General features: G+C 63.8%; 21 protein-coding genes. 13 read left to right on the forward strand and 8 right to left on the reverse strand.

Annotated elements, in window-relative coordinates; genetic code table 11:
• Window positions 1-13 precede the first annotated feature (13 nt).
• The 10 genes from nuoL (at window position 14) to LGN19_RS21555 (ending at window position 9,924) form a co-directional block, all read left to right on the forward strand.
• Window positions 14-2,068 carry an NADH-quinone oxidoreductase subunit L gene (gene nuoL, locus LGN19_RS21510; RefSeq protein ID WP_122945893.1) on the forward strand — a complete coding sequence of 685 codons (2,055 nt, stop codon included), beginning with the start codon at window positions 14-16 and terminating at the stop codon, window positions 2,066-2,068.
• Window positions 2,069-2,084: 16 nt separating this feature from the next.
• Window positions 2,085-3,575: an NADH-quinone oxidoreductase subunit M gene (locus LGN19_RS21515; protein WP_069248465.1), complete on the forward strand. Its 1,491-nt coding sequence runs from the start codon at window positions 2,085-2,087 to the stop codon at window positions 3,573-3,575.
• 36 nt (window positions 3,576-3,611) lie between these two features.
• Window positions 3,612-5,066, forward strand: a complete 1,455-nt coding sequence (nuoN, locus tag LGN19_RS21520) for an NADH-quinone oxidoreductase subunit NuoN (RefSeq protein ID WP_174961694.1) — start codon at window positions 3,612-3,614, stop codon at window positions 5,064-5,066.
• Window positions 5,066-5,362, forward strand: coding sequence for a DUF2818 family protein (locus LGN19_RS21525; protein WP_046544751.1), 297 nt, complete (start codon window positions 5,066-5,068; stop codon window positions 5,360-5,362). The genes nuoN and LGN19_RS21525 overlap by 1 nt, the downstream gene beginning before the upstream one ends.
• A gap of 36 nt (window positions 5,363-5,398) precedes the next feature.
• Complete coding sequence (locus tag LGN19_RS21530) at window positions 5,399-5,989, forward strand: NUDIX domain-containing protein (RefSeq protein ID WP_011352689.1); 591 nt, start codon at window positions 5,399-5,401, stop codon at window positions 5,987-5,989.
• 136 nt (window positions 5,990-6,125) lie between these two features.
• Window positions 6,126-6,548: a DUF1178 family protein gene (locus tag LGN19_RS21535; protein ID WP_122945890.1), complete on the forward strand. Its 423-nt coding sequence runs from the start codon at window positions 6,126-6,128 to the stop codon at window positions 6,546-6,548.
• Between the two features lie 54 nt (window positions 6,549-6,602).
• Window positions 6,603-7,799: an acyl-CoA dehydrogenase family protein gene (locus LGN19_RS21540; RefSeq protein ID WP_174961676.1), complete on the forward strand. Its 1,197-nt coding sequence runs from the start codon at window positions 6,603-6,605 to the stop codon at window positions 7,797-7,799.
• Window positions 7,800-7,818: 19 nt separating this feature from the next.
• Window positions 7,819-8,952: an acyl-CoA dehydrogenase family protein gene (locus LGN19_RS21545; RefSeq protein ID WP_226216995.1), complete on the forward strand. Its 1,134-nt coding sequence runs from the start codon at window positions 7,819-7,821 to the stop codon at window positions 8,950-8,952.
• 37 nt (window positions 8,953-8,989) lie between these two features.
• Window positions 8,990-9,451, forward strand: a complete 462-nt coding sequence (locus tag LGN19_RS21550; RefSeq protein ID WP_174961680.1) for a MaoC family dehydratase — start codon at window positions 8,990-8,992, stop codon at window positions 9,449-9,451.
• Window positions 9,448-9,924, forward strand: a complete 477-nt coding sequence (locus LGN19_RS21555; RefSeq protein WP_226216997.1) for a MaoC family dehydratase — start codon at window positions 9,448-9,450, stop codon at window positions 9,922-9,924. Before LGN19_RS21550 ends, LGN19_RS21555 begins: the two co-directional genes overlap by 4 nt.
• Window positions 9,925-9,971: 47 nt before the next feature.
• On the opposite strand, the gene LGN19_RS21560 is transcribed toward LGN19_RS21555, so the two are convergent.
• Window positions 9,972-10,664 (reverse strand): glutathione binding-like protein, encoded by a 693-nt coding sequence (locus LGN19_RS21560; protein ID WP_226216999.1) that lies wholly within the window; start codon window positions 10,662-10,664, stop codon window positions 9,972-9,974.
• A gap of 248 nt (window positions 10,665-10,912) precedes the next feature.
• Complete coding sequence (locus tag LGN19_RS21565) at window positions 10,913-11,704, reverse strand: oxepin-CoA hydrolase, alternative type (RefSeq protein ID WP_226217001.1); 792 nt, start codon at window positions 11,702-11,704, stop codon at window positions 10,913-10,915.
• A 201-nt stretch (window positions 11,705-11,905) separates the two neighbouring features.
• On the opposite strand from LGN19_RS21565, the gene LGN19_RS21570 reads away from it, so the two are divergent.
• Window positions 11,906-12,562 carry a glutathione S-transferase gene (locus tag LGN19_RS21570; protein ID WP_122945885.1) on the forward strand — a complete coding sequence of 219 codons (657 nt, stop codon included), beginning with the start codon at window positions 11,906-11,908 and terminating at the stop codon, window positions 12,560-12,562.
• A gap of 43 nt (window positions 12,563-12,605) precedes the next feature.
• Here LGN19_RS21570 and LGN19_RS21575 read toward each other — a convergent pair whose 3' ends face one another.
• Window positions 12,606-13,778: a pyridoxal phosphate-dependent aminotransferase gene (locus LGN19_RS21575; RefSeq protein ID WP_226217003.1), complete on the reverse strand. Its 1,173-nt coding sequence runs from the start codon at window positions 13,776-13,778 to the stop codon at window positions 12,606-12,608.
• A gap of 33 nt (window positions 13,779-13,811) precedes the next feature.
• Window positions 13,812-14,291, reverse strand: coding sequence for a putative toxin-antitoxin system toxin component, PIN family (locus LGN19_RS21580; RefSeq protein ID WP_122945883.1), 480 nt, complete (start codon window positions 14,289-14,291; stop codon window positions 13,812-13,814).
• A 57-nt stretch (window positions 14,292-14,348) separates the two neighbouring features.
• Here LGN19_RS21580 and yaaA point away from each other — a divergent pair, with 57 nt between their 5' ends.
• Complete coding sequence (gene yaaA, locus LGN19_RS21585) at window positions 14,349-15,131, forward strand: peroxide stress protein YaaA (protein ID WP_043188790.1); 783 nt, start codon at window positions 14,349-14,351, stop codon at window positions 15,129-15,131.
• 88 nt (window positions 15,132-15,219) lie between these two features.
• Complete coding sequence (locus LGN19_RS21590) at window positions 15,220-16,374, forward strand: M14-type cytosolic carboxypeptidase (RefSeq protein ID WP_226217004.1); 1,155 nt, start codon at window positions 15,220-15,222, stop codon at window positions 16,372-16,374.
• Window positions 16,375-16,456: 82 nt separating this feature from the next.
• Here the strand turns inward: LGN19_RS21590 and LGN19_RS21595 are convergent, their stop codons facing one another.
• The 4 genes from LGN19_RS21595 to LGN19_RS21610 all read right to left on the reverse strand — a co-directional run bounded on the left by LGN19_RS21595 (window position 16,457) and on the right by LGN19_RS21610 (window position 20,264).
• Complete coding sequence (locus LGN19_RS21595) at window positions 16,457-17,107, reverse strand: BspC domain-containing protein (protein WP_122945881.1); 651 nt, start codon at window positions 17,105-17,107, stop codon at window positions 16,457-16,459.
• A gap of 139 nt (window positions 17,108-17,246) precedes the next feature.
• Window positions 17,247-17,921 carry an energy-coupling factor ABC transporter permease gene (locus LGN19_RS21600; RefSeq protein WP_043188781.1) on the reverse strand — a complete coding sequence of 225 codons (675 nt, stop codon included), beginning with the start codon at window positions 17,919-17,921 and terminating at the stop codon, window positions 17,247-17,249.
• 75 nt (window positions 17,922-17,996) lie between these two features.
• The gene (locus tag LGN19_RS21605; protein WP_226217006.1) at window positions 17,997-18,833 is read right to left on the reverse strand and encodes a response regulator transcription factor; all 837 of its coding nucleotides are present in this window, start codon (window positions 18,831-18,833) and stop codon (window positions 17,997-17,999) included.
• A gap of 213 nt (window positions 18,834-19,046) precedes the next feature.
• A complete protein-coding gene (locus tag LGN19_RS21610) occupies window positions 19,047-20,264 on the reverse strand; it encodes a DUF2863 family protein (RefSeq protein ID WP_043188777.1) in 1,218 nt (405 codons plus the stop codon).
• Between the last annotated feature and the right edge of the window lie 568 nt (window positions 20,265-20,832).

Consider the following 20,832-nt stretch of genomic DNA (forward strand, 5'->3'; position numbering starts at 1 on the left):
AGGCAACGCTGTTATGTCAACGACACTCAATGAAAACCTGCTGCTGGCGATTCCGCTCGCTCCGCTGGCCGGCTCGCTGATTGCGGGGCTGTTCGGGAACGCAGTCGGGCGCAAGGGCGCACACCGGATCACGATCCTCGGCGTAATGATCGCGTTCCTCCTGTCGGCGAAAGTCTTCTTCGACGTGATGGGCGGCGCAAGCTTCAACGCGACCGTCTACGAATGGATGAACGTCGGCTCGCTGAAGCTCGAAATCGGCTTCCTCGTCGATTCGCTGACCGCGATGATGATGGTCGTCGTGACCTTCGTCTCGCTGATGGTGCACGTGTACACGATCGGCTACATGGCGGAAGAAGACGGCTACCAGCGCTTCTTCTCGTACATCTCGCTGTTCACGTTCTCGATGCTGATGCTCGTGATGAGCAACAACTTCCTGCAGCTGTTCTTCGGCTGGGAAGCGGTGGGTCTGGTGTCGTACCTGCTGATCGGCTTCTACTTCACGCGTGAGAGCGCGATCTACGCGAACATGAAGGCGTTCCTCGTGAACCGCGTGGGCGACTTCGGCTTCCTGCTCGGCATCGGCCTGCTGCTCGCATTCGCCGGCTCGATGAACTACGGCGAAGTGTTCGCGAAGCGCGCGGAACTGGCGAGCCTGCACTTCCCGGGCACCGACTGGGGCCTGCTGACCGTTGCCTGTATCTGCCTGTTCATCGGCGCGATGGGTAAGTCGGCACAGTTCCCGCTGCACGTGTGGCTGCCGGACTCGATGGAAGGCCCGACCCCGATCTCCGCGCTGATTCACGCGGCGACGATGGTGACCGCCGGCATCTTCATGGTGTCGCGCATGTCGCCGCTGTTCGAGCTGTCGGACACCGCGCTGTCGTTCATCACGGTGATCGGCGCGATCACGGCGCTCTTCATGGGCTTCCTCGGCATCGTCCAGAACGACATCAAGCGCGTGGTTGCTTACTCGACGCTGTCGCAGCTCGGCTACATGACCGTCGCGCTCGGCGTGTCCGCTTACCCGGTCGCCGTGTTCCACCTGATGACGCACGCGTTCTTCAAGGCACTGCTGTTCCTTGGCGCCGGCTCGGTCATCATGGGCATGCACCACGACCAGGACATGCGCAACATGGGTGGCCTGCGCAAGTACATGCCGATCACGTGGATCACGTCGCTCGTCGGTTCGCTCGCGCTGATCGGCACGCCGTTCTTCTCGGGCTTCTACTCGAAGGACTCGATCATCGACGCGGTGAAGCTGTCGCACCTGCCGGGTTCGGGCTTCGCGTACTTCGCGGTCGTCGCGAGCGTGTTCGTCACGGCGCTGTACTCGTTCCGCATGTACTTCCTGGTGTTCCACGGCGAAGAGCGCTTCCGCAAGCCGAAGCATCCGGAATCGCCGATGGGCATGGCGGCTGCGCACGGCCACGACGACCACGGCCATGGCCACGGTCATGACGACCACGCGCACGAGCCGCACGAGACCCCGTGGGTCGTGTGGGTGCCGCTGGTCCTGCTGGCGATCCCGTCGGTGGTGATCGGTGCGTTCGCGATCTATCCGATGCTGTACGGCAACTTCTTCGAGCACGGCGTCGCGTTCGACAAGGTGATCTACATTGGCGCGAATCACCCGGCGCTCGAGGAGATGGGCCACGAGTTCACCAACTGGGTGGGCATGGGTCTGCACTCGATTTCGGGCCTGCCGGTCTGGCTCGCGCTCGCCGGTGTCGTTGTCGCGTGGTTCCTGTACCTGAAGCGTCCGGAACTGCCGGCGTCGATCCGCCGCGCGTTCGGCCCGATCTACACGCTGCTGGACAACAAGTACTACATGGACAAGATCAACGAAGTGGTGTTCGCCCGTGGTTCGGTGGCGATCGGCCGCGGCCTGTGGAAGGAGGGTGACGTCGTGGTGATCGACGGCCTCGTCAACGGCAGCGCCCGGTTCATCGGCTGGTTCGCCGGCGTGATCCGCTTCCTCCAATCCGGTTACATCTATCACTACGCGTTCGCCATGATCATCGGCATGCTGGGGCTCCTGACCCTGTTTGTAACGCTCGGCGGCAAATAAGGCGGGGGACAACTTAATGCACGCTTTTCCGATTCTCAGTACCGCGATCTGGTTGCCGATCGTTTTCGGCCTCCTCGTGCTTGCGGTGGGTAACGACAAAAATCCGGGGACGGCCCGCTGGATCGCGCTGATCGGTTCGCTGCTCGGCCTGGCGGTCACGATCCCGCTGATCACGGGCTTCGATTCGAGCACGGCTGCGCTGCAGTTCGTCGAGAAGTCGACCTGGATCGAACGCTTCGACATCGCGTATCACCTCGGCGTCGACGGCATCTCGATGTGGTTCGTCGTGCTGACCGCGCTGATCACGGTGATCGTCGTGATCGCCGCATGGGAAGTGATCACCGAGAACGTCGCGCAGTACCTCGCGGCGTTCCTGATCCTGTCCGGGATCATGATCGGCGTATTCTCGGCGGCCGACGGCCTGCTGTTCTACGTGTTCTTCGAAGCGACCCTGATCCCGATGTACATCATCATCGGCGTGTGGGGTGGCCCGAACCGCGTGTATGCGGCATTCAAGTTCTTCCTGTACACGCTGGCCGGCTCGCTGCTGATGCTGGTCGCGCTGATCTACCTGTACACGGAAACGCACTCGTTCGACCTCGCGACGTGGCAGAACGCCAAGATCGCGATGACGCCGCAGATACTGTTGTTCATTGCCTTCTTCCTCGCGTTCGCGGTGAAGGTGCCGATGTGGCCGGTCCACACCTGGCTGCCGGATGCGCACGTGGAAGCGCCGACGGGCGGCTCGGTCGTGCTGGCTGCGATCATGCTGAAGCTCGGCGCATACGGTTTCCTGCGCTTCTCGCTGCCGATCACGCCTGATGCGAGCCACTTCCTGGCTCCCGTCGTGATCACGCTGTCGCTGATCGCGGTGATCTACATCGGCCTCGTCGCGATGGTGCAGTCCGACATGAAGAAGCTGGTCGCGTATTCGTCGATCGCGCACATGGGCTTCGTCACGCTCGGCTTCTTCATCTTCAACCAGCTCGGCGTCGAAGGCGCGATCATCCAGATGATCTCGCACGGCTTCGTATCGGGCGCGATGTTCCTCTGCATCGGCGTGCTGTACGACCGCGTGCACTCGCGCCAGATCGCCGATTACGGTGGCGTCGTCAACGTGATGCCGAAGTTCGCGGCCTTCGCAATGCTGTTCTCGATGGCCAACTGCGGCCTGCCGGGTACGTCGGGTTTCGTCGGCGAGTTCATGGTGATTCTCGCTGCCGTCCAGTACAACTTCTGGATCGCATTCGGCGCGGCATTCACGCTGATCCTCGGCGCGGCTTACACGCTGTGGATGTACAAGCGCGTGTACTTCGGCGCGGTTGCGAACGATCACGTTGCCAAGCTGAAGGACATCGGCCGTCGCGAATTCGTGATGCTGGCCGTACTCGCCGCGTTCACGATGCTGATGGGCCTGTATCCGAAGCCTTTCACCGACGTGATGCACGTTTCCGTGGAAAACCTCCTCTCCCACGTCGCGCAGTCGAAGCTGCCGCTGGCCCAGTAATCGCGAGCGGAGGAACTCAAGATCATGAACGCTCCTATGAATGTCCTGTTGCCTGACGCGCTGGTGATGGCCGCCATCGTCGTCGCATGGCTGAACGACACCTTTACCGGTGCTTCCGGCCGCCGCCTGACTTATCTGATCGCGGTCGTATCGTCGGTTGTCGCCGGCGTGTGGTTCGCGGTGCAGGCGCTTGACCCGCAGCAGTACTACTTCTTCTCGAAGATGATCGTCGTCGACTCGTTCGCGAGCATGATGAAGGCGGTCGTGTCGTTCGGTTTCGCGGTCTCGCTCGTCTATTCGCGCAAGTACCTCGAAGATCGCGACATGTTCCGCGGCGACGTGTTCCTGCTCGGCATGTTCTCGCTGCTCGGGCAGCTGGTCATGGTGTCGGGCAACAACTTCCTGACGCTGTACCTCGGTCTCGAACTGATGTCGCTGTCGCTGTACGCCGTCATCGCGCTGCGCCGCGACGCCGCGCAGTCGAGCGAAGCCGCGATGAAGTACTACGTGCTGGGCGCGCTCGCGTCGGGCTTCGTGCTGTACGGCATCTCGATGCTCTACGGCGCGACCGGCTCGCTCGAGCTGGGCGAGGTGTACAAGGCGGTCGGCGGCAACACCGATGCAGCCGTGCTGATGTTCGGCGTGGTCTTCATCGTCGCCGGTATCGCGTTCAAGCTCGGCGCCGTGCCGTTCCACATGTGGGTGCCGGACGTCTATCAAGGCGCACCGACCGCGATGACGCTGTTCGTCGGCGGCGGCCCGAAGGTTGCCGCGTTCGCGTGGGGCCTGCGTTTCCTGGTGATGGGCCTGCTGCCGCTCGCACAGAACTGGCAGACCGCGCTCGTGATCCTCGCTGCGCTGTCGCTGATCGTCGGTAACATCACCGGTATCGTCCAGCGCAACATCAAGCGGATGCTCGCGTACTCGGCGATCTCGAACATGGGCTTCGTGCTGCTCGGCCTGCTCGCGGGCATCGTGAAGGGCGACGCGGCGGCACCGGCGAACGCATACAGCTCGGCGATGTTCTACGCGATCGTCTACCTGATCACGACGCTCGGCTCGTTCGGTGTGGTGATGCTGCTCGCGCGCCGCGATTTCGAAGCCGAAACGATCGACGACTTCAAGGGCCTCAACAAGCGCAGCCCGGTGTTCGCGTTCGTGATGATGGTCATGATGTTCTCGCTGGCGGGCATCCCGCCGACCGTCGGCTTCTACGCGAAGCTCGCCGTGCTCGAGGCGACCGTCAACGCGGGCCTCACGTGGCTGGCCGTGCTGGCCGTGATCACGTCGCTGTTCGGCGCGTTCTACTACCTGCGCATCGTGAAGCTGATGTACTTCGATGCACCGCAGGATGCGACGCCGATCACGGGCGATTTCTGCAAGCGCACGATCCTCGTGCTGAACGGCCTCGCGGTCGTCGTGCTGGGCCTGATCCCGAGCCCGCTGCTGACGGCCTGCCTGCAGGCAATTCGTCACACGCTGCCGCTGTAATGTCGGCAGCCGGCTGGTTTATCGTGCTGTTGGCGCTCGTCTGCGCCAACCTGCCGTTCCTGAACCAACGTCTCTTCGCCGTCGTGCCGTTCGGCACGGCGAAGAAGAGCGGGTGGGTGCGGATCGGCGAGCTGATCGTGCTGTACTTCATCGTTGGCGCGCTCGGCTTCTGGCTCGAGTCGCGCGCCGGCAACCGCTTCGAACAGGGCTGGCAGTTCTACGCGATCACGTTCAGTTTGTTCGTCGTGTTCGCGTTTCCCGGCTTCACGTTCCAGTATCTCGTCAAACGACGCTGACGGCTTCGGCCGTCGCGCTCATTCCCGGAGCCGCCGATGGCCGAACTACCCAATCACGACGCCGCATTGACCGAAACCTGCCTCGAAAGCGAGGCGATCTTCGAAGGCTCGTTCCTCAAGCTCAAGCGCGATACCGTCCGTCTGCCGGACGGCAAGAAGGCCACGCGCGAATACGTCCAGCACCCGGGCGCGGTGATGGTGATCCCGCTGTTCGACGACGGCCGCGTGCTGATGGAAAGCCAGTATCGCTACCCGATCGGCAAGGTGATGGCCGAATTCCCGGCCGGCAAGCTGGATCCGAACGAAGGCGCGCTCGCATGCGCGGTGCGCGAACTGCGCGAAGAAACGGGTTACACCGCACGCGAGTACGTGTTCCTGGCCCGGATTCACCCGATCATTTCCTATTCGACCGAATTCATCGACCTGTACCTCGCGCGCGGGCTGACGGCCGGCGAGCGCAAGCTCGATGAAGGCGAATTCCTCGAGACCTTCACCGCGACGCAGGCCGATCTGCAGGAATGGGTGCGCACGGGCCAGATCTCCGACGTGAAGACGATCATCGGCACGATGTGGCTCGACAAGGTGCTGTCCGGCACGTGGCCACTCGGGCCGGTCCTGACGCCCTGAGCGCGGCGTCAGCGGCGGGTGGGGCGCCGCGTTACAATCCGGTGACGCGATGCTTCCGCGTCGCGCGATCAGTATTTAGCACGATCGTTCACAAAAGCGTTTTTTGCGCTACACTCGTCACACGCCCTGATTCAGCATGAAGGTCCTCGATTTACAGTGCCCGCACGGTCATCGGTTCGAAGGCTGGTTCGCTTCCGCCGATGAATTCGAAGCGCAGTTGTCCCGCAAGCTGGTCGAATGCCCGGTGTGCGGAACGACCGAGGTCAACCGTCTGCCGTCGGCGCCGCGCCTGAACTTGTCGGGCGCGACGCAGGCACAGCCGGCCGATCCGCGTGCACTGCAGGCGCAGGTGATGCGTGCGCTGCGCGAGGTGCTGGAGAAAACCGAGAATGTGGGCGAGCGCTTCGCCGAGGAAGCGCGGCGCATCCATTACAACGAGGCGCCGGCACGCAGCATCCGTGGCGTCACGACGCCCGAAGATGTGCAATCCTTGGCCGAAGAAGGCATCGACGTGATGCCGCTGCCGATTCCTGCCGCGCTGAAAGAACCGCTGCAATAGCGTATGCAGTGAGTCTTTGTCGGGCCGGACGGCTGCGGACAGGAGACACTGCGCATGGATCTGGATTATTCCCCCGCCGACGACGCGTTCCGCGTCGACGTCCGCGCCTGGCTTGAGGCAAACCTGCCTCACGCACTGCGCGCCAAGGTACTCGATCACAAACGGCTCGACCGCGAAGATTTCGCGAGCTGGCACCGGATTCTCGGCCAGCGCGGCTGGTCCGCGCCCGCGTGGCCGGTTGAATACGGCGGCCCGGGCTGGAACGCGACGCAACGACACATCTGGGACGAGGAGTGCGCGCGGATCGGTGCGCCGACCGTGCTGCCGTTCGGCGTATCGATGGTCGCGCCGGTGTTGATGAAATACGGCAGCGAAGCGCAGAAACGTCATTATCTGCCGCGCATTCTCGACGGCTCGGACTGGTGGTGCCAGGGCTACTCGGAGCCGGGTTCGGGATCCGACCTCGCATCGTTGCGCACGCGTGCCGAGCGCCAGGGCGACCACTACGTCGTCAATGGCCAGAAGACCTGGACGACGCTCGGCCAGTACGCCGACATGATGTTCTGCCTCGTGCGCACCGATCCGGCCGCGAAGAAACAGGAGGGCATCTCGTTCCTGCTGATCGACATGAAGACGCCCGGCATCACGGTGCGCCCGATCGTCATGCTCGACGAGGACCACGAGGTCAACGAGGTGTTCCTCGAGGACGTGAAAGTGCCGGTCGAGAATCTCGTCGGCGACGAGAATCGCGGCTGGACCTACGCCAAATACCTGCTTGGCCATGAGCGCACCGGTATCGCACGCGTCGGCGCGTCGAAGCGCGAGCTCGCGTTCCTGAAGCGCGTGGCGTCGAACCAGCGCAAGAACGGCAAGCCGTTGCTTGCCGATCCCGTGTTCGCCGCGAAGGTCGCGGCGCTCGAGGTCGAGCTGATGGCGCTCGAAGTGACGGTGCTGCGCGTCGTCAGCCGCGAGACGAGCGGCAAGGGGCCGGGCCCCGAGGCGTCGATGCTGAAGATCAAGGGCACGGAAGTGCAGCAGGCGCTCACCGAGCTGATGGTCGATGCGATCGGCCCGCTCGCCGCACCGTTCGACGTGCCGTTCCTCGACGGCCAGCGCGAGCACAGCATCGCGGGCGACGACGATGCGGCACCGCTTGCCGCGTACTACTTCAATTACCGGAAGACGTCGATCTACGGCGGTTCGAACGAGATCCAGAAGAACATCATCGCGCAGATGATTCTGGGGCTGTGATCAGGGAACGGAGACAACCATGGATTTCAGCTTTACCGATGAGCAGCAGCAGTTTGCCGACGCGCTGCGCCGTTATCTCGGCGAGCAATACGGTTTCGAAGCGCGCCAGGCGATCGTGCGCAGCGACGCGGGCGTGTCGGACACGCAATGGAGCGCGTTCGCCGAGCTGGGGCTGACCGCGCTGCCCGTGCCGGATGCGCAGGGCGGTTTCGGCGGTGGCCCCGTCGACATGCTGGTCGTGATGCAGGAGCTCGGCCGCGCGCTCGTGATCGAGCCGTACTGGGCAACGGTGGTGGGCGTCGAAGCCTTGCGCATCGCCGGCTCCGGCGCCGGTGAGGATGCCGCGCTGCTGGAGGCGGTCGCGCAGGGACAGAAACGTGTGGCGGTCGCGTTCCACGAACCGCATGCGCGCTACGACCTGTTCGAACTCGACACGCATGCGCGCGAGCAGGGCGGCACGTACCGGCTGACCGGCACGAAGTCGGTCGTTCAGCATGGCGCACAGGCGGATGCGTGGATCGTGCCCGCGCGCGTCGACGGCGGCAGCATCGGCCTCTTCGTCGTCGAACGGGATGCCGCGAATGCGCAGGTGGTCGACTACCGGACGATCGACGGCCAGCGTGCCGCGACGATCGCGTTCAACGAAACACCGGCGCGACTGCTGACGGGCGGTGCGCGCGACGCGGCTGCCCTCGAGCAGGTTGCCGATTACGCGACGTTCCTGCTGTGCGCGGAAGCGGTCGGTACGCTCGACGAACTGAATCGTGCGACGGTCGAATACACGAAGACGCGTGAACAGTTCGGCATGCCGATCGCGCGTTTCCAGGCGCTGCAGCACCGGATGGTCGACATGCTGATCCATGCCGAGCAGGCGCGTTCGCTGACTTACCTTGCTGCCGTACGCTACGCGAGCGGCGATGCCGATGCGCGACGCAAGGCCGTGTCGGCCGCGAAAGCGCGTGTCGGCGCCGCTGCGCGCTTCGTCGGCCAGCAGGCCGTTCAACTGCACGGCGGCATGGGCGTGACCAACGAGGTCGCCGCTGCGCACCTGTTCAAGCGGCTGACGATCATCGAGACGACGCTCGGCGATACCGATCATCATCTTGCCCGTATCGCGGCGCTGCCTGATTTCGCGCAGGCCGACGCGGCGTGACGGTGACGCGTGAGCGCACCAGACAAGGAGACACCTAGTGGGTATCAGTTACGAAGACCTGGTGGTCGGCAGTACCACCGAAGTGGGCCGCTACACGTTCGAATCCGACGACATCAAGGCGTTCGCGCAACGCTACGACCCGCAGCCGTTCCATCTCGACGAAGAGGCCGGGAAGGCATCGCATTTCGGCGGGCTCGTCGCGAGCGGCTGGCATACGTGTTCGGTGTTCATGAGCTTGCTCATCAAGAAGCTCGGTCAGGACTCGACCAGCATGGGGTCGCCGGGCATCGATTCGATCCGCTGGCTCAAGCCGGTGCGCGCCGGCGACACGATCACGATGTATCAGAAAGTCCACGACAAGCGCGTGTCGGAGAGCAAGCCCGACCGCGGCATCGTGTCGACGGAATGGGTCGGCGTGAACGGCGCCGGCGAGACGGTGATCACCGTGCATACCAAGGTGATCTTCGGGCTGCGCCATCCGGGAGGCACGCACGCATGACCGACGTGACCTTGCCGCTGATCGCATCGGCACAGGCGCTGCAGGCGCGTGTCGGCGCAGAGCCGCTCGCGAGCGGCTGGATCGCGATCGACCAGCGTCGTGTCGATGGCTTTGCCGATGCGACCGGCGATCATCAATGGATTCACGTCGATCCCGAACGCGCGCGGCGCGAGTCGCCGTTCGGCGGTCCGATCGCGCACGGGTTCCTGACGCTGTCGCTGATTCCGGCGTTGATGGTCGACGCGATGCGTTTCGAGCAGAAGATGGGCGTGAACTACGGACTGAACCGCGTGCGATTCCTGAAGCCGGTGCCGGTCGGTGCGCGTGTGCGTGCGCTGTTTGCGGTCAAGGAAACCGCCGAGGCCGCGAAAGGCGGTGTGCAGGTGACGTGGTCGGTGACGATGCAGGTCGAGGGTCCCGATGCGCCGCTGCCTGTCTGCGCGGCGGAATTCATCACGCTGCATTACTTCTGACGCGGGGAGCGGCATCCACGGCTGCCGCTCCGCTCGTCACATGCGTGTCAGTGCTTCGCGTATTGCGTCGCACCGAACAGCACTTCGCGTGCCTTGTCGTCCTGCAGCGCCTTGCGCATCGAGGCGAGCACTTCGACGCCGCGCTGCACGGCCGGTCGCGCAGCGATCGCCTCGTGCCAGCGCTTCACGTTCGGCAATTCGTCGAGCACGATGCCCTGGTTCTGCCACGAGCGCGTCCACGGGAACGTCGCAATGTCCGCGATCGTGTACGCGTCGCCTGCGAGATATTCGGATTCGCCGAGACGCTTGTCCATCACGTTGTATAGCCGCTTCGCCTCGTTCGTGTAGCGGTTGACCGCATACTCGATCTTCTCCGGCGCATACAGGCGGAAGTGGTGCGCCTGCCCGAGCATCGGGCCAACACCGCCCATCTGGAACATCAGCCATTCGAGCGTCGCATAGCGCGCGGCCGGGTCGGTCGGCAGGAACTTGCCGGCCTTCTCGGCGAGGTAGATCAGGATCGCGCCCGATTCGAACAGCGAGATCGGCTGGCCGCCGGGGCCGTCCGGATCGACGATCGCGGGGATCTTGTTGTTCGGGCTGATCTTCAGGAAGTCCGGCTTGAACTGGTCGCCTGCACCGATATCGACCGGATGGGCACGATAAGCGAGGCCCGTTTCCTCGAGCATGATGTGCACCTTGTGGCCGTTCGGGGTCGCCCAGCTATAGACGTCGATCATCGTGAACTCCTTGGTTGCATGCGCGAAAACGGCGCCGGCAGCGCCGCGACAGGCGGTCATTAGAGCATGGATCGATGCGGGTTGCTGGCGACGGAACCGTGCGCGCCGATGGGTATGCGCAGTCGTGCGCGCGCGTCGAACTGCATGGTGTCGGGGGCGATCGTGTGTCGTCGAGACGGGGGGGCGTCGCCGTGCAGCATCGGGTCGATGCGGTGGCGACGCGTCCATTCGAAAGCGGGCGCGACGGTTCAGCGTTTGTAGCGGGGTTGGCGCTTCTCGAGAAATGCGGTGATGCCTTCGAGCCCGTCCGCATGATGCAGCGATGCGACGAAATGATCGCGCTCGGTGCCGAGATGCGCGTCGAGCGGCTGCATCGTTGCGTCGTCGAGCAGCGACTTGATGCGCGTGAGTGCGTTCGGCGAGATGCCGGCGAGCGCATCGGCCCAGGCGAGCGCGTCGGTCAGTGCCGCGCCGGGCACGGCGAGCCGGTTGACGACACCGAGCGTGTGCAGACGCTCGGCTGCGACAGGCTTGCCTTCGAACAGGATCTCGGCCGCGATCGCACGCGGCAGTGCGCGCGCGATGAACCACGAACCGCCCCCGTCGGGCGTCAGGCCGACACGCGCGTACGACATCACGAACTTCGCATCGTGCGCGGCGACGACCAGGTCGCACGCGAGCGCGAGCGAAAAACCCGCGCCGGCCGCGGCGCCTTCGACCGCCGCGATCACCGGCTTCGTCGAAGCGTGGATCGCCGTTACCCATGCAGCGAGCTGATCGATGCTGTCGGCCTGGTAGGACGGATCCTTCGAACGGTTGTCGAGCAGCCGGTTCAGGTTGCCGCCCGCGCAGAAGAAGCGATCGGCGCCGGTGAGCACGACTGCGCGAATCCCGGGATCGCGTTCGGCGGTGGCGAGCGCTTCGATGCCGGCCGCGTACATGTCGGGATGCAGCGCGTTGCGTGCGCCGGGATTGGATAGCGTGAGGACGAGCGTCGATTCGCTCTCGGGCGGACGCGAGGCCAGCAGTTCAGCACTCATGCGGCGTGTCTCCATCGGATGGCGGGGCTGCGGCGGCGGGTACATCGCGCGTGCTGATGCGGCCGATGCCGTAGCAGATGTATTGTTGTCGTGACGGACGTAAAAGTTGCTTTAGACTAGCACGAACGTGCTTTTCAGCGCGACGAATCCCGATGCGGCCGGCACCATTGCGGCCACGTTCCAGCAACGAAGGAGACTCCGATGCTACAGCTGTGCGGTATTCCGTTGTCCAACTATTACAACAAGGTGAAGTTCGTCCTGCTCGAACACGACATTCCGTTCGAGGAGTCGGCGTGCGGTTTGCCGATCAGCGATCCGGCCCAGCTCGCCGATTCGCCGCTCGGCAAGATTCCGTTCCTGAAAACCGAGGAAGGTGCGCTGTTCGAGTCGCAGGTGATCGTCGAGTACCTGGCGGCACGCTATCCCGAGAAGGGCATTTTCCCGGCGAGCCCGTTCGCGGCTGCGAAGGTGCGCGAACTGGTCGAGACGCTCGAGCTGTATCTCGAATGGATGGCGCGCGAGGTCTATACGGAAGCGTTTTTCGGCGGCAAGGTCAGCGACGGGATGAAGGCGCACGTCGAGAAGCGCCTGCCGCGCGCGATCGATGCGTTCAAGCAGATGACGCAGTTTTCGCCGTATGTGCTCGGCGAGTCGTTCAGCCTCGCGGACATCGCCGCGTCGATCCATCTGCCGGTCATCGGGATGGCGACGAAGGCCGTGTTCGGACGTGACTTCCTGCTCGATGCGGGCATCGACTGGAAGGCTCATGCGAAGCAGGTCGGCGAGCGGCCTGCGGCACAGCGCGTGGCGGCCGATCGGAAGGCCTATATCGAAGCGACGAGCGGCGCGCGTTCGTAAAGCGCGGGGCCGGCGGGGCGGCGCGACGCCGCCCGTGCGGGATTTACAGGCGGGCGAGCCGCTCGAGCGCGGACGCGAGCGTGCTTTCCTGCTTCGCGAAGCAGAATCGGACGACGCCCGATTCGTGCGGCTCGTGATAAAACGCCGACACCGGAATGGCGGCCACGCCGATCTCCGACGTGAGCCACTTCGAGAACTCTGCTTCCGGCAGGTCGCTGATCGCCGAATAATCGACGCACTGGAAGTACGTGCCGGTGCAGGGCAGCAGCTTGAAGCGCGTGCGCTCGAGGCCGGCCCGGAAGAAGTCACGCTTCTGCTGGTAGAAGTCGGCAAGCGTCAGGTACGGCGCCGGGTCGCGCAGGTAGTCGGCGAGCCCGATCTGCATCGGCGTGTTCACCGTGAACACGTTGAACTGGTGGACCTTGCGGAATTCCGCGGTCAGCGCGGCAGGCGCTGCGACATAGCCGACCTTCCAGCCCGTCACGTGATAAGTCTTGCCGAAGCTCGACACGATGAAGCTGCGCGCGGCGAGTTCCGGATAGCGTGCGACGCTCTCGTGGCGCGCGCCGTCATAGACCATGTGTTCGTAGACCTCGTCGGACAGGATCAGCACGTTGGTGCCGCGCACGATCTCCTCGAGCTTGCGCATGTCCGCCTCGCGCCACACGGTACCCGTCGGGTTATGCGGCGTGTTGATCAGGATCATGCGCGTTTTCGGCGTGATGGCGGCTGCCAGACGGTCGAACGGAATCGCGTAGTCGGGCGCTTCCAGCGTGACGAACACGGGCTTGCCGCCCGCGAGTTCGATTGACGGCAGGTAGCTGTCATAGGTCGGTTCGACGACGATCACTTCATCACCCGGATGCACCGTGCACATGATCGCGGTCAGCAACGCCTGCGTCGCGCCGGCCGTCACGGTGATTTCGGTCGCCGGATCGTAGCGCCGGCCATAGACCTGCGCGATCTTGTCCGCGATCGCGTCGCGCAGCGGCGCGACACCGGCCATCGGCGGATACTGGTTGTGCCCGTTGCGCATCGCGGCGGCAACCGCATCGACGATGCGCGGATCGCAGTCGAAATCCGGAAAGCCCTGGCCGAGGTTCACCGCGCCTTTTTCGGCGGCAAGCGCGCTCATGACCGTGAAGATCGTCGTGCCGACGTTCGGCAGGCGCGAAGGGAAAACGGGAGTCGTTGGCATGTCTGAAGGAGCGTTCATCGATACGGTCGAAAGCGGGTGGTGGTACGTGCGTCAGGCCGGCGTGGCGTCGAGCGCGCAGGCCTCGGCAAAGGGGGCCGGCTGCGCGATCCGGAAGCCGAAGTCGCGTGCGGTGCGCTTGGCGAGCTTCAGCAGCGCGCGGTCTTTCGACACGAGCCACTCGGCCTGGGCAGCGCGGGCGAGTTCAAGAAACTTCTGGTCGTCGCGGTCCTTGCACTTCGGCAAGGGCGGCGCGTCGGCGTCGATGGCCGGCGGCTCGACGAGGCTCGCCAGGCGGGCGACGGTCGCGAGCGCGGCCGCCTTGTCGATCGCGCGAGACTGGAACTGAGGATAGTCGAGCACATACTCGAGTTCAGTCAGGCAGCGGCCGTCGATCACGGCGGCCAGCGTGCCGCGTTCGAGCGCGGCCCGGATCGGGCGTGTAGCAGGGTCGTCGAATACGAGGATGTCGATCCAGACGTTCGAGTCGAGCACGACGCGATGTGCGGCATGCGGGGCGAGAGAGCGGGGCATTCGTTACAATCGGTGGTTTTCGTCTGACCGCAAGGCACGGCGTGCCAGCGAGCCTCTATGATAATCGTTCTCTCTCCAGCCAAATCCCTCGACTACGATACGCCCGCACACGTCCAGTCTTACACGAAGCCTGCATTCGTCGACGACGCGTCGGAACTGATCGACGGCCTGCGCAAGCTGTCGCCGCAGGACATCGCGACGCTGATGGATATCTCCGACCCGCTCGCACGCCTGAATTTCCAGCGCTACGCGGACTGGTCGCCGACCTTCACGCCGGCCAACGCGAAGCAGGCCGTGCTCGCGTTCAACGGCGATGTATATGAAGGATTCGACGCCAAATCGCTGTCGTCCGCCGATCTCGACTATGCGCAGCAGCACGTGCGCGTGTTGTCGGGCCTGTACGGGCTGTTGCGTCCGCTCGACCTGCTGCAGCCGTACCGTCTCGAGATGGGGACGCGCTTCGCGAACGCGCGCGGCAAGGATCTGTATGCGTTCTGGGGCGATCGCATCACGCGGGCGCTGAACGAACAGCTCGAAACGCGTAGCGGTGCGGCGCGCGTGCTGGTCAACTGCGCGTCGACCGAATACTTCAAGTCGGTCAAGCCGAAACTGCTGGCCGCGCCCGTCATCACGCCAGTGTTCGAGGACTGGAAGGGCGGCCGCTACAAGATCATCAGCTTCCATGCGAAGCGTGCGCGCGGCCTGATGGCGCGTTTTATCGTCGAGAACCGTATTACCGACCCGAAGGCGCTGAAGGATTTCGCGACGGAAGGCTATGCGTTCGATGCGGCTGCGTCGAACGATTCGACTTACGTATATCGCCGGCGCGTCGGCGAGTGACCCTGTCGGCCGTTCACGAGACGGCCGGCGCATGCATGAGGCCGGGCACGCGCTACACCGCCTGTTCCGGTCGCCCAAGGAGAGACAGATGGCCCTTTCGATCACCAGCAATTTCGACGCAGGCGCAATCGACGTCGTGTCGTGCGACAGTCCCGATGCGATTCGGCTGCGCGTGCGTGGCGACAACCGCTCGGAATTCGCGCAATGGTTTTACTACCGCTTGACGGGCGCACGCGGCGAGCGCTGCGTGATGACGTTCGAGAATGCTGCCGAATGCGCGTATCCGTCGGGCTGGCGCAATTTCAGCGCGGTGGCGAGCTATGACCGGGTCGACTGGTTCCGCGTGCCGACGACGTTCGACGGCAAGACGATGACCATCGACCATACGCCGGAATTCGACAGCATCTACTACGCGTATTTCGAACCGTACTCGGAAGAGCGTCACGCGGCATTTCTCGGCGCGGTTCAACAGTTGCCGCAGGCGAGCGTCGTCGAACTCGGCCGTACGGTCGAAGGCCGTCCGATGTCGCTGCTGACGCTCGGTACGCCGGAAACCGACGGCACGCCGAAGAAGAAGGTGTGGATCATCGCGCGCCAGCATCCCGGCGAGTCGATGGCCGAGTGGTTCGTCGAAGGCCTCGTCAAGCGGCTGGCCGGTTGGGGCGACTGGGCAGGCGATCCGGTTGCACGCAAGCTGTACGATCGCGTGACGTTCCACATCGTTCCGAACATGAACCCGGACGGCAGCGTGCATGGCAACCTGCGCACCAATGCGGCAGGCACGAACCTGAACCGCGAGTGGATGGCGCCCGATGCCGAGCGCAGCCCCGAGGTGCTGGCTGTGCGCGACGCGATCCATGCGATCGGCTGCGACATGTTCTTCGACATTCACGGCGACGAGGATCTGCCGTACGTGTTCGTTGCCGGGTCGGAGATGTTGCCGAGCTTTACCGAGCAGCAGGGCAAGGAGCAGACCGCATTCATCGACGCGTTCAAGGTCGCAAGCCCCGACTTCCAGACTGAGCACGGCTATGCGGCGAGCAAATACAAGGAGGACGCGCTCAAGCTCGCGTCGAAGTACGTCGGCCACCAGTTCGGCTGCCTGTCGCTGACGCTCGAGATGCCGTTCAAGGACAACGCGAACCTGCCCGACGAACGAGTCGGCTGGAACGGCGAGCGCAGTGCGGCGCTTGGCGCAGCGATGCTGGCGGCGATTCTCGTGCACGTCGACACGTTCGCATAAGCGTAGCGTCGCCGTATGAAAAAAGCCGGGGCATCCTGAGATGCCCCGGCTTTTTTACTGCTGTCGATGTCGCTATGCCGTATCAGGACTTCTTCGCGGCTTTCTTCTTCACCACCTTCTTCTGGCCGCTCGACTTTTTCGTTGCGACGGCCTTCTTGCTGCCGGTGCGGCTCGATGCCTTGACCTTGCCTCGGTGCGACTTGCCCTTGAATTTCTTCGTCGAGGACGAGGAGCGCTCGACGCGCGGCTTCAGCGGCGGAACCGGGTCGTTCCAGCTGAACGCGAGCATTTGCTGACCGACATAACCGCATCGGAACTTCAGTGGTGTCGGGTCACTGCCATCGTTGTGGATGCCGAGTCCGTCGACAGTGACGATATTGTCGACCTTCACGCGCTGCTTGCCCTGGTCGAACGAGTCGTTCCACGGCGTGATCGTCGCGTTGCCGCTGTCGAATGCGTTCGGCGCGAAGTCGACGCGGTCGAAGGCCGACGACGTACTGGCGATGAAGCTGCCGTGCGCCGCACAATCGGCGGCGAGCGGATCGGCATGCATTTCGTTGACGAATTTGTTGATCAGTTCGGAGCGCTGGTCGAGCAGGTCGGCGAATGCCGGTGTCGGAAGCGCAAGCGACAGGCCCGCAATACAGGCTGCCAGCTTGCCGAGCGCCCGGAAAATCCGGAGCGACGCAGGAGAGCTGTCCATCTGGTTATTGGTGAGGAGCGAATGAGACATCGGGCACGTATAGATGTCCGATGAAGAACCGGAGTTCAATCTTAGCGTAAAAAAGATGTGCGGCAGTAGATGTCGCATTCTGCCGCGACGCATGAGGTACCGCTGGTACGGGATGACGGTACCGTTGCCAGTGGGTCATTCAGGCGCGCGGGCCGCCGAGGCGATAGCGCCGGACGTCGAAGGTCGTGACCCAGGCGGGGCGATAGACGGCGATGAGTGCCGTCGCCATGCCGGTGAACCACGCTTCGCCGAGTGCGAGCAGCGCAGTGTTCAGCAGGTAGCCGGCCGGAATCACGACGGGCACGCCATCCGCGAGTGCGAGCTGGACCCCGGCCGCGGCAGCGGCGACCGCGATGATCGCGATGGCCGGCGACAGGAATCCCTGGCCCGTGATGAACGACGCGAGATTGTGTGGCAACCATGCGAGCGCGGCGCGCTGCAGCAATGCCGACACCGCGACCGGCAGTGCGCCGTAAATCAGATAGGTCAGGCCAATGCCCTGCCAAGGCGCGTCGAAGATGATCGCGGCAACCGCCGTGATGGCGCCCATCGCGATCAGTGCGAGTGTCCAGTCGAACAGTGTGACGAGCAGTGTCGCGCCAAGCAGATGCATGACGATGCCATCTTCGAGCCACGCATTCGAGGCCCAGAGGACTGCAATGGCGGTGACGAGCGCGAGCCACACGTGCTGGAGCGTGGCGTCCTGCAGGCGCACGAAGGGACGATTCCAGATCGCGAGCGCGAGCAGGGCCACGGCGGCGATCCAGCCACCGATGCCAACCCAGAGCGGAAGCGGTGTGAAAAGAAAACCCATGCGTCCATATTACTCGTTGAGCATCAAAGGTGGGAATCCGCACACGCCGACCGTCGCAATATCGAGACTGTTTGGCTAGCGTTCGCGCCGGAACCGCGCTGGTGGCTCGGCGGCGATCGGCAGGTCCTGCGCGCTATCGATCGAGGCTGGCACCGGGTACGGGCGGTCATGCTGTTGCGGACGCAGCGGAACCGGGCCGTGTTCGCCGACGGGCGGCTTGCGCGCGCGACTGCGGTTCGCCAGCAGCACCTCAAGGTGGGGCGACAGCCAGCCGTTGTAGATCGCGACCGCGGCGGCGCGATTGGCGGCACCAAGCTGCTGGAAGATGCTGGCGAGATGGATCTTGACGGTGCCTTCGCTGATGCCGAGCGTACGGGCGATCATCTTGTTTGTGCTGCCCATGTGGACGAAGCGCATGATCTGCGCTTGCCGCGGCGACAAGAGACCGCTCGGCGGGCGGCGGGGAATCGATCCGGCGAGCGTCTGGAAATGGGCATCGTAGCGCGCCGCAGCGGTGGAGGGCAGCAGGCGTAGCGCGATCGGCGGGATGTAGTGCCCGCCCAGCAGCACGATCTCGAGCGCACGCACGATCAGGTGCGGCCGCGTGGAGTGCGGAATTACGCCGGCAACACCGTAGTTGAAGAAGCGCTGGATGGCTTCCGGTGATGTTTCGTCGACCAGGACGGCGACGGGTGTCGGCGAGCACGCGCTGCAGAGCGCCTGAAGCTCGCTGTGTCGGCCGACGTCGAGCCAGTCGATCGCGACGAGGTCGAAACGCTGGTTGCGCAGCAGCCTGCGCGCCTGGAAGCTGTCGGGCGCATCGTTGATGCTGGCGTGACGGTCGATCTGTCGCAACAGGGCCTTCAGTCCGTCACGCCGCTCGGCGTCTGAATTGAGTATCAGGAACCGCATATTCAACCTCCGTAATGTGAGCCATTGATCTGCCGTCTGGCATGCCTTGGGTCTGATGATGACAAAGACCTTACACGATGTCTGCTTGGCTGAAAGGCTTAGGAAAAGTATGAAATTTCGGGCGGCGGGATGGCGGACAAGTAAAAAGCCGCTCCGGCGGGAACCGTGAGCGGCTTCAGGCGGGCAGGCCGTCAGGGCCTGCTGTGCTGCGGGTCAGTGGAAGTGCGGCTGGGCGGGGGATGCGTCTTCCGGCATTTCTGCGTGGACGATTTCGCCGAGCGGATCCGCGTAGAGCGGCACGCCGCAGTCATCGCAGTATTCGGGCTCGAAGCGGCCCGCGTGCCGCCGGACGTCGGTTACACCGCATTCCTTCAGCAGGCTCACGATTTCCTCGAGCGGCCCTTCGATCGGTGCTTCGCCTTCGAGCGTCGCGCTGTCGATCGACACGTCACCGTTTTCACGGCCGTAGAGCGGCCATACGACGCCATAGATTACGTCGTTGCTGGCACGTCGCGTGAAGCCGACACGATACTCGTCGATACGGCGTTCGCCGAAGCCGGCGACTACCGCACGCAGCTCTTGCGGTGCCGCACCAAGTGTGTCGAAAAGATAACGAATGGCGGTTCTCACGGTGTGCGGACGCACGCGTTCGTCCGCATCCCGGCAGGCCGAATAGTACGCGTCCGGAAGCAGGCATTCGAACTCGCAGCCGGGCAGGGCGATCGACAGGTTCGGGCCGCCCTGGGCCGTCCATTGTTCGAGGCACTGGCCACGTTCGATTCGGCTGCCGCCTTCTTCTTCCTGCCAGCGGAACAGCGGCGCGCCGGCGGGCGCAGCGACGACCGCGAGCAGGAAGCGCGGGTCGGCCAGGATCGGCGAGGTTTCCGGCAGGTCGCCGAAGCTGAGCTTGGGCGTGTGCTGGCTGATCGCCGCATGCGCGAGCTGCTGGGCCAGCCGGTAGGTCTCGACGTGGTGCCGCGGCAACTGGTCGATGCTGTAGAGGAACGGAGCAAGCCCGACGAGGGTGCCGTTCGCCAGGACGTGAGCCTGCAGGTGCGTTCGCAGCGCGTCGGCGACGTCACCCTTGAGCGGGCCCGACGGAATCATGTAGCGCGTCCATGCGAGAACCGGGACGGCGACCAGCAGCGCGTCGAACGGTTGGCCGTCGTGCTCGATCACCATCGACTCGCTGTGCGTCTCGGCCATGTCGGCGAGTGCGCCATAGGCATCGGGGTGATTCTGCTGAAGATGGTCGAGCGCTGCGTCGAGCGTGGTCTGGTTGCCGTTGCGGACAATCTTGGCGAGCAGCGCGTCGAGCTTCGCTTCCCAGAAGCGATCCTCGATACGGCTGCCCGAGGCGAAGAGCGCAAGCGACAGACCGACCAGTTTGTCGGCATCGGGGGGGAGGCGTTTGGCGATTCGCTGGCGCATATTAAAGACGTATATAGAAAGAGGCGAAGAGCCTCACATTCTAGTCCGTTCTTTGCACCATAAGCGGTCTCGTGCCGACGCATGGCCGGCCGGCCCGGATTGCAGCTTTTGTAAAAAAGTTGCTTCAAACCCCTTGCGCGAATGTCGCAAGCTCCCTACAATCACGCCTCTTTCGCGCTAACGGAAACGCGGCGCGGGAGAGGGAAGCAGGGTTGGTGGCGTGCTGCAGTCTGGAGCGCGCAACTGGCCTGGAAGTTGAGCCCCGCAGTCGCAACGATGTAGTTAAAAAAGTTGTTGACGAAATGCGAAACACGGTTCATAATCTCGCTTCTCTGCTGCTGAAAACGCAGCGCTGCTGAGAAACACGAAGTTCCTCGCAGAAATGCTCTTTAAAAATTAACAGCCGATAAGTGTGGGCGCTTGATGGAAGCGAGCTGATCCTCGGATCAGATAGCGAAAGTATCAAGAGTCTCACACTAAAGTAAGTCAGGTTTATGAAGCAATTCATATTCCTGTCAGCTTTGAGTGAGCGACCGGTTCTTAACTGAACCGAAAACAGTAACAGGTT

The sequence above is a fragment of the Burkholderia sp. AU30198 genome (assembly GCF_020419825.1).
Lineage (GTDB): Bacteria > Pseudomonadota > Gammaproteobacteria > Burkholderiales > Burkholderiaceae > Burkholderia.

Coding starts and splice junctions, on each gene's coding strand:
- nuoL (WP_122945893.1), top strand. CDS start 14: ATGTCAACGACACTCAATGAAAACCTGCTGCTGGCGATTCCGCTCGCT.
- LGN19_RS21515 (WP_069248465.1), top strand. CDS start 2,085: ATGCACGCTTTTCCGATTCTCAGTACCGCGATCTGGTTGCCGATCGTT.
- nuoN (WP_174961694.1), top strand. CDS start 3,612: ATGAATGTCCTGTTGCCTGACGCGCTGGTGATGGCCGCCATCGTCGTC.
- LGN19_RS21525 (WP_046544751.1), top strand. CDS start 5,066: ATGTCGGCAGCCGGCTGGTTTATCGTGCTGTTGGCGCTCGTCTGCGCC.
- LGN19_RS21530 (WP_011352689.1), top strand. CDS start 5,399: ATGGCCGAACTACCCAATCACGACGCCGCATTGACCGAAACCTGCCTC.
- LGN19_RS21535 (WP_122945890.1), top strand. CDS start 6,126: ATGAAGGTCCTCGATTTACAGTGCCCGCACGGTCATCGGTTCGAAGGC.
- LGN19_RS21540 (WP_174961676.1), top strand. CDS start 6,603: ATGGATCTGGATTATTCCCCCGCCGACGACGCGTTCCGCGTCGACGTC.
- LGN19_RS21545 (WP_226216995.1), top strand. CDS start 7,819: ATGGATTTCAGCTTTACCGATGAGCAGCAGCAGTTTGCCGACGCGCTG.
- LGN19_RS21555 (WP_226216997.1), top strand. CDS start 9,448: ATGACCGACGTGACCTTGCCGCTGATCGCATCGGCACAGGCGCTGCAG.
- LGN19_RS21560 (WP_226216999.1), bottom strand. CDS start 10,664: ATGATCGACGTCTATAGCTGGGCGACCCCGAACGGCCACAAGGTGCAC.
- LGN19_RS21565 (WP_226217001.1), bottom strand. CDS start 11,704: ATGAGTGCTGAACTGCTGGCCTCGCGTCCGCCCGAGAGCGAATCGACG.
- LGN19_RS21570 (WP_122945885.1), top strand. CDS start 11,906: ATGCTACAGCTGTGCGGTATTCCGTTGTCCAACTATTACAACAAGGTG.
- LGN19_RS21575 (WP_226217003.1), bottom strand. CDS start 13,778: ATGAACGCTCCTTCAGACATGCCAACGACTCCCGTTTTCCCTTCGCGC.
- LGN19_RS21580 (WP_122945883.1), bottom strand. CDS start 14,291: ATGCCCCGCTCTCTCGCCCCGCATGCCGCACATCGCGTCGTGCTCGAC.
- yaaA (WP_043188790.1), top strand. CDS start 14,349: ATGATAATCGTTCTCTCTCCAGCCAAATCCCTCGACTACGATACGCCC.
- LGN19_RS21590 (WP_226217004.1), top strand. CDS start 15,220: ATGGCCCTTTCGATCACCAGCAATTTCGACGCAGGCGCAATCGACGTC.
- LGN19_RS21595 (WP_122945881.1), bottom strand. CDS start 17,107: ATGTCTCATTCGCTCCTCACCAATAACCAGATGGACAGCTCTCCTGCG.
- LGN19_RS21600 (WP_043188781.1), bottom strand. CDS start 17,921: ATGGGTTTTCTTTTCACACCGCTTCCGCTCTGGGTTGGCATCGGTGGC.
- LGN19_RS21605 (WP_226217006.1), bottom strand. CDS start 18,833: ATGCGGTTCCTGATACTCAATTCAGACGCCGAGCGGCGTGACGGACTG.
- LGN19_RS21610 (WP_043188777.1), bottom strand. CDS start 20,264: ATGCGCCAGCGAATCGCCAAACGCCTCCCCCCCGATGCCGACAAACTG.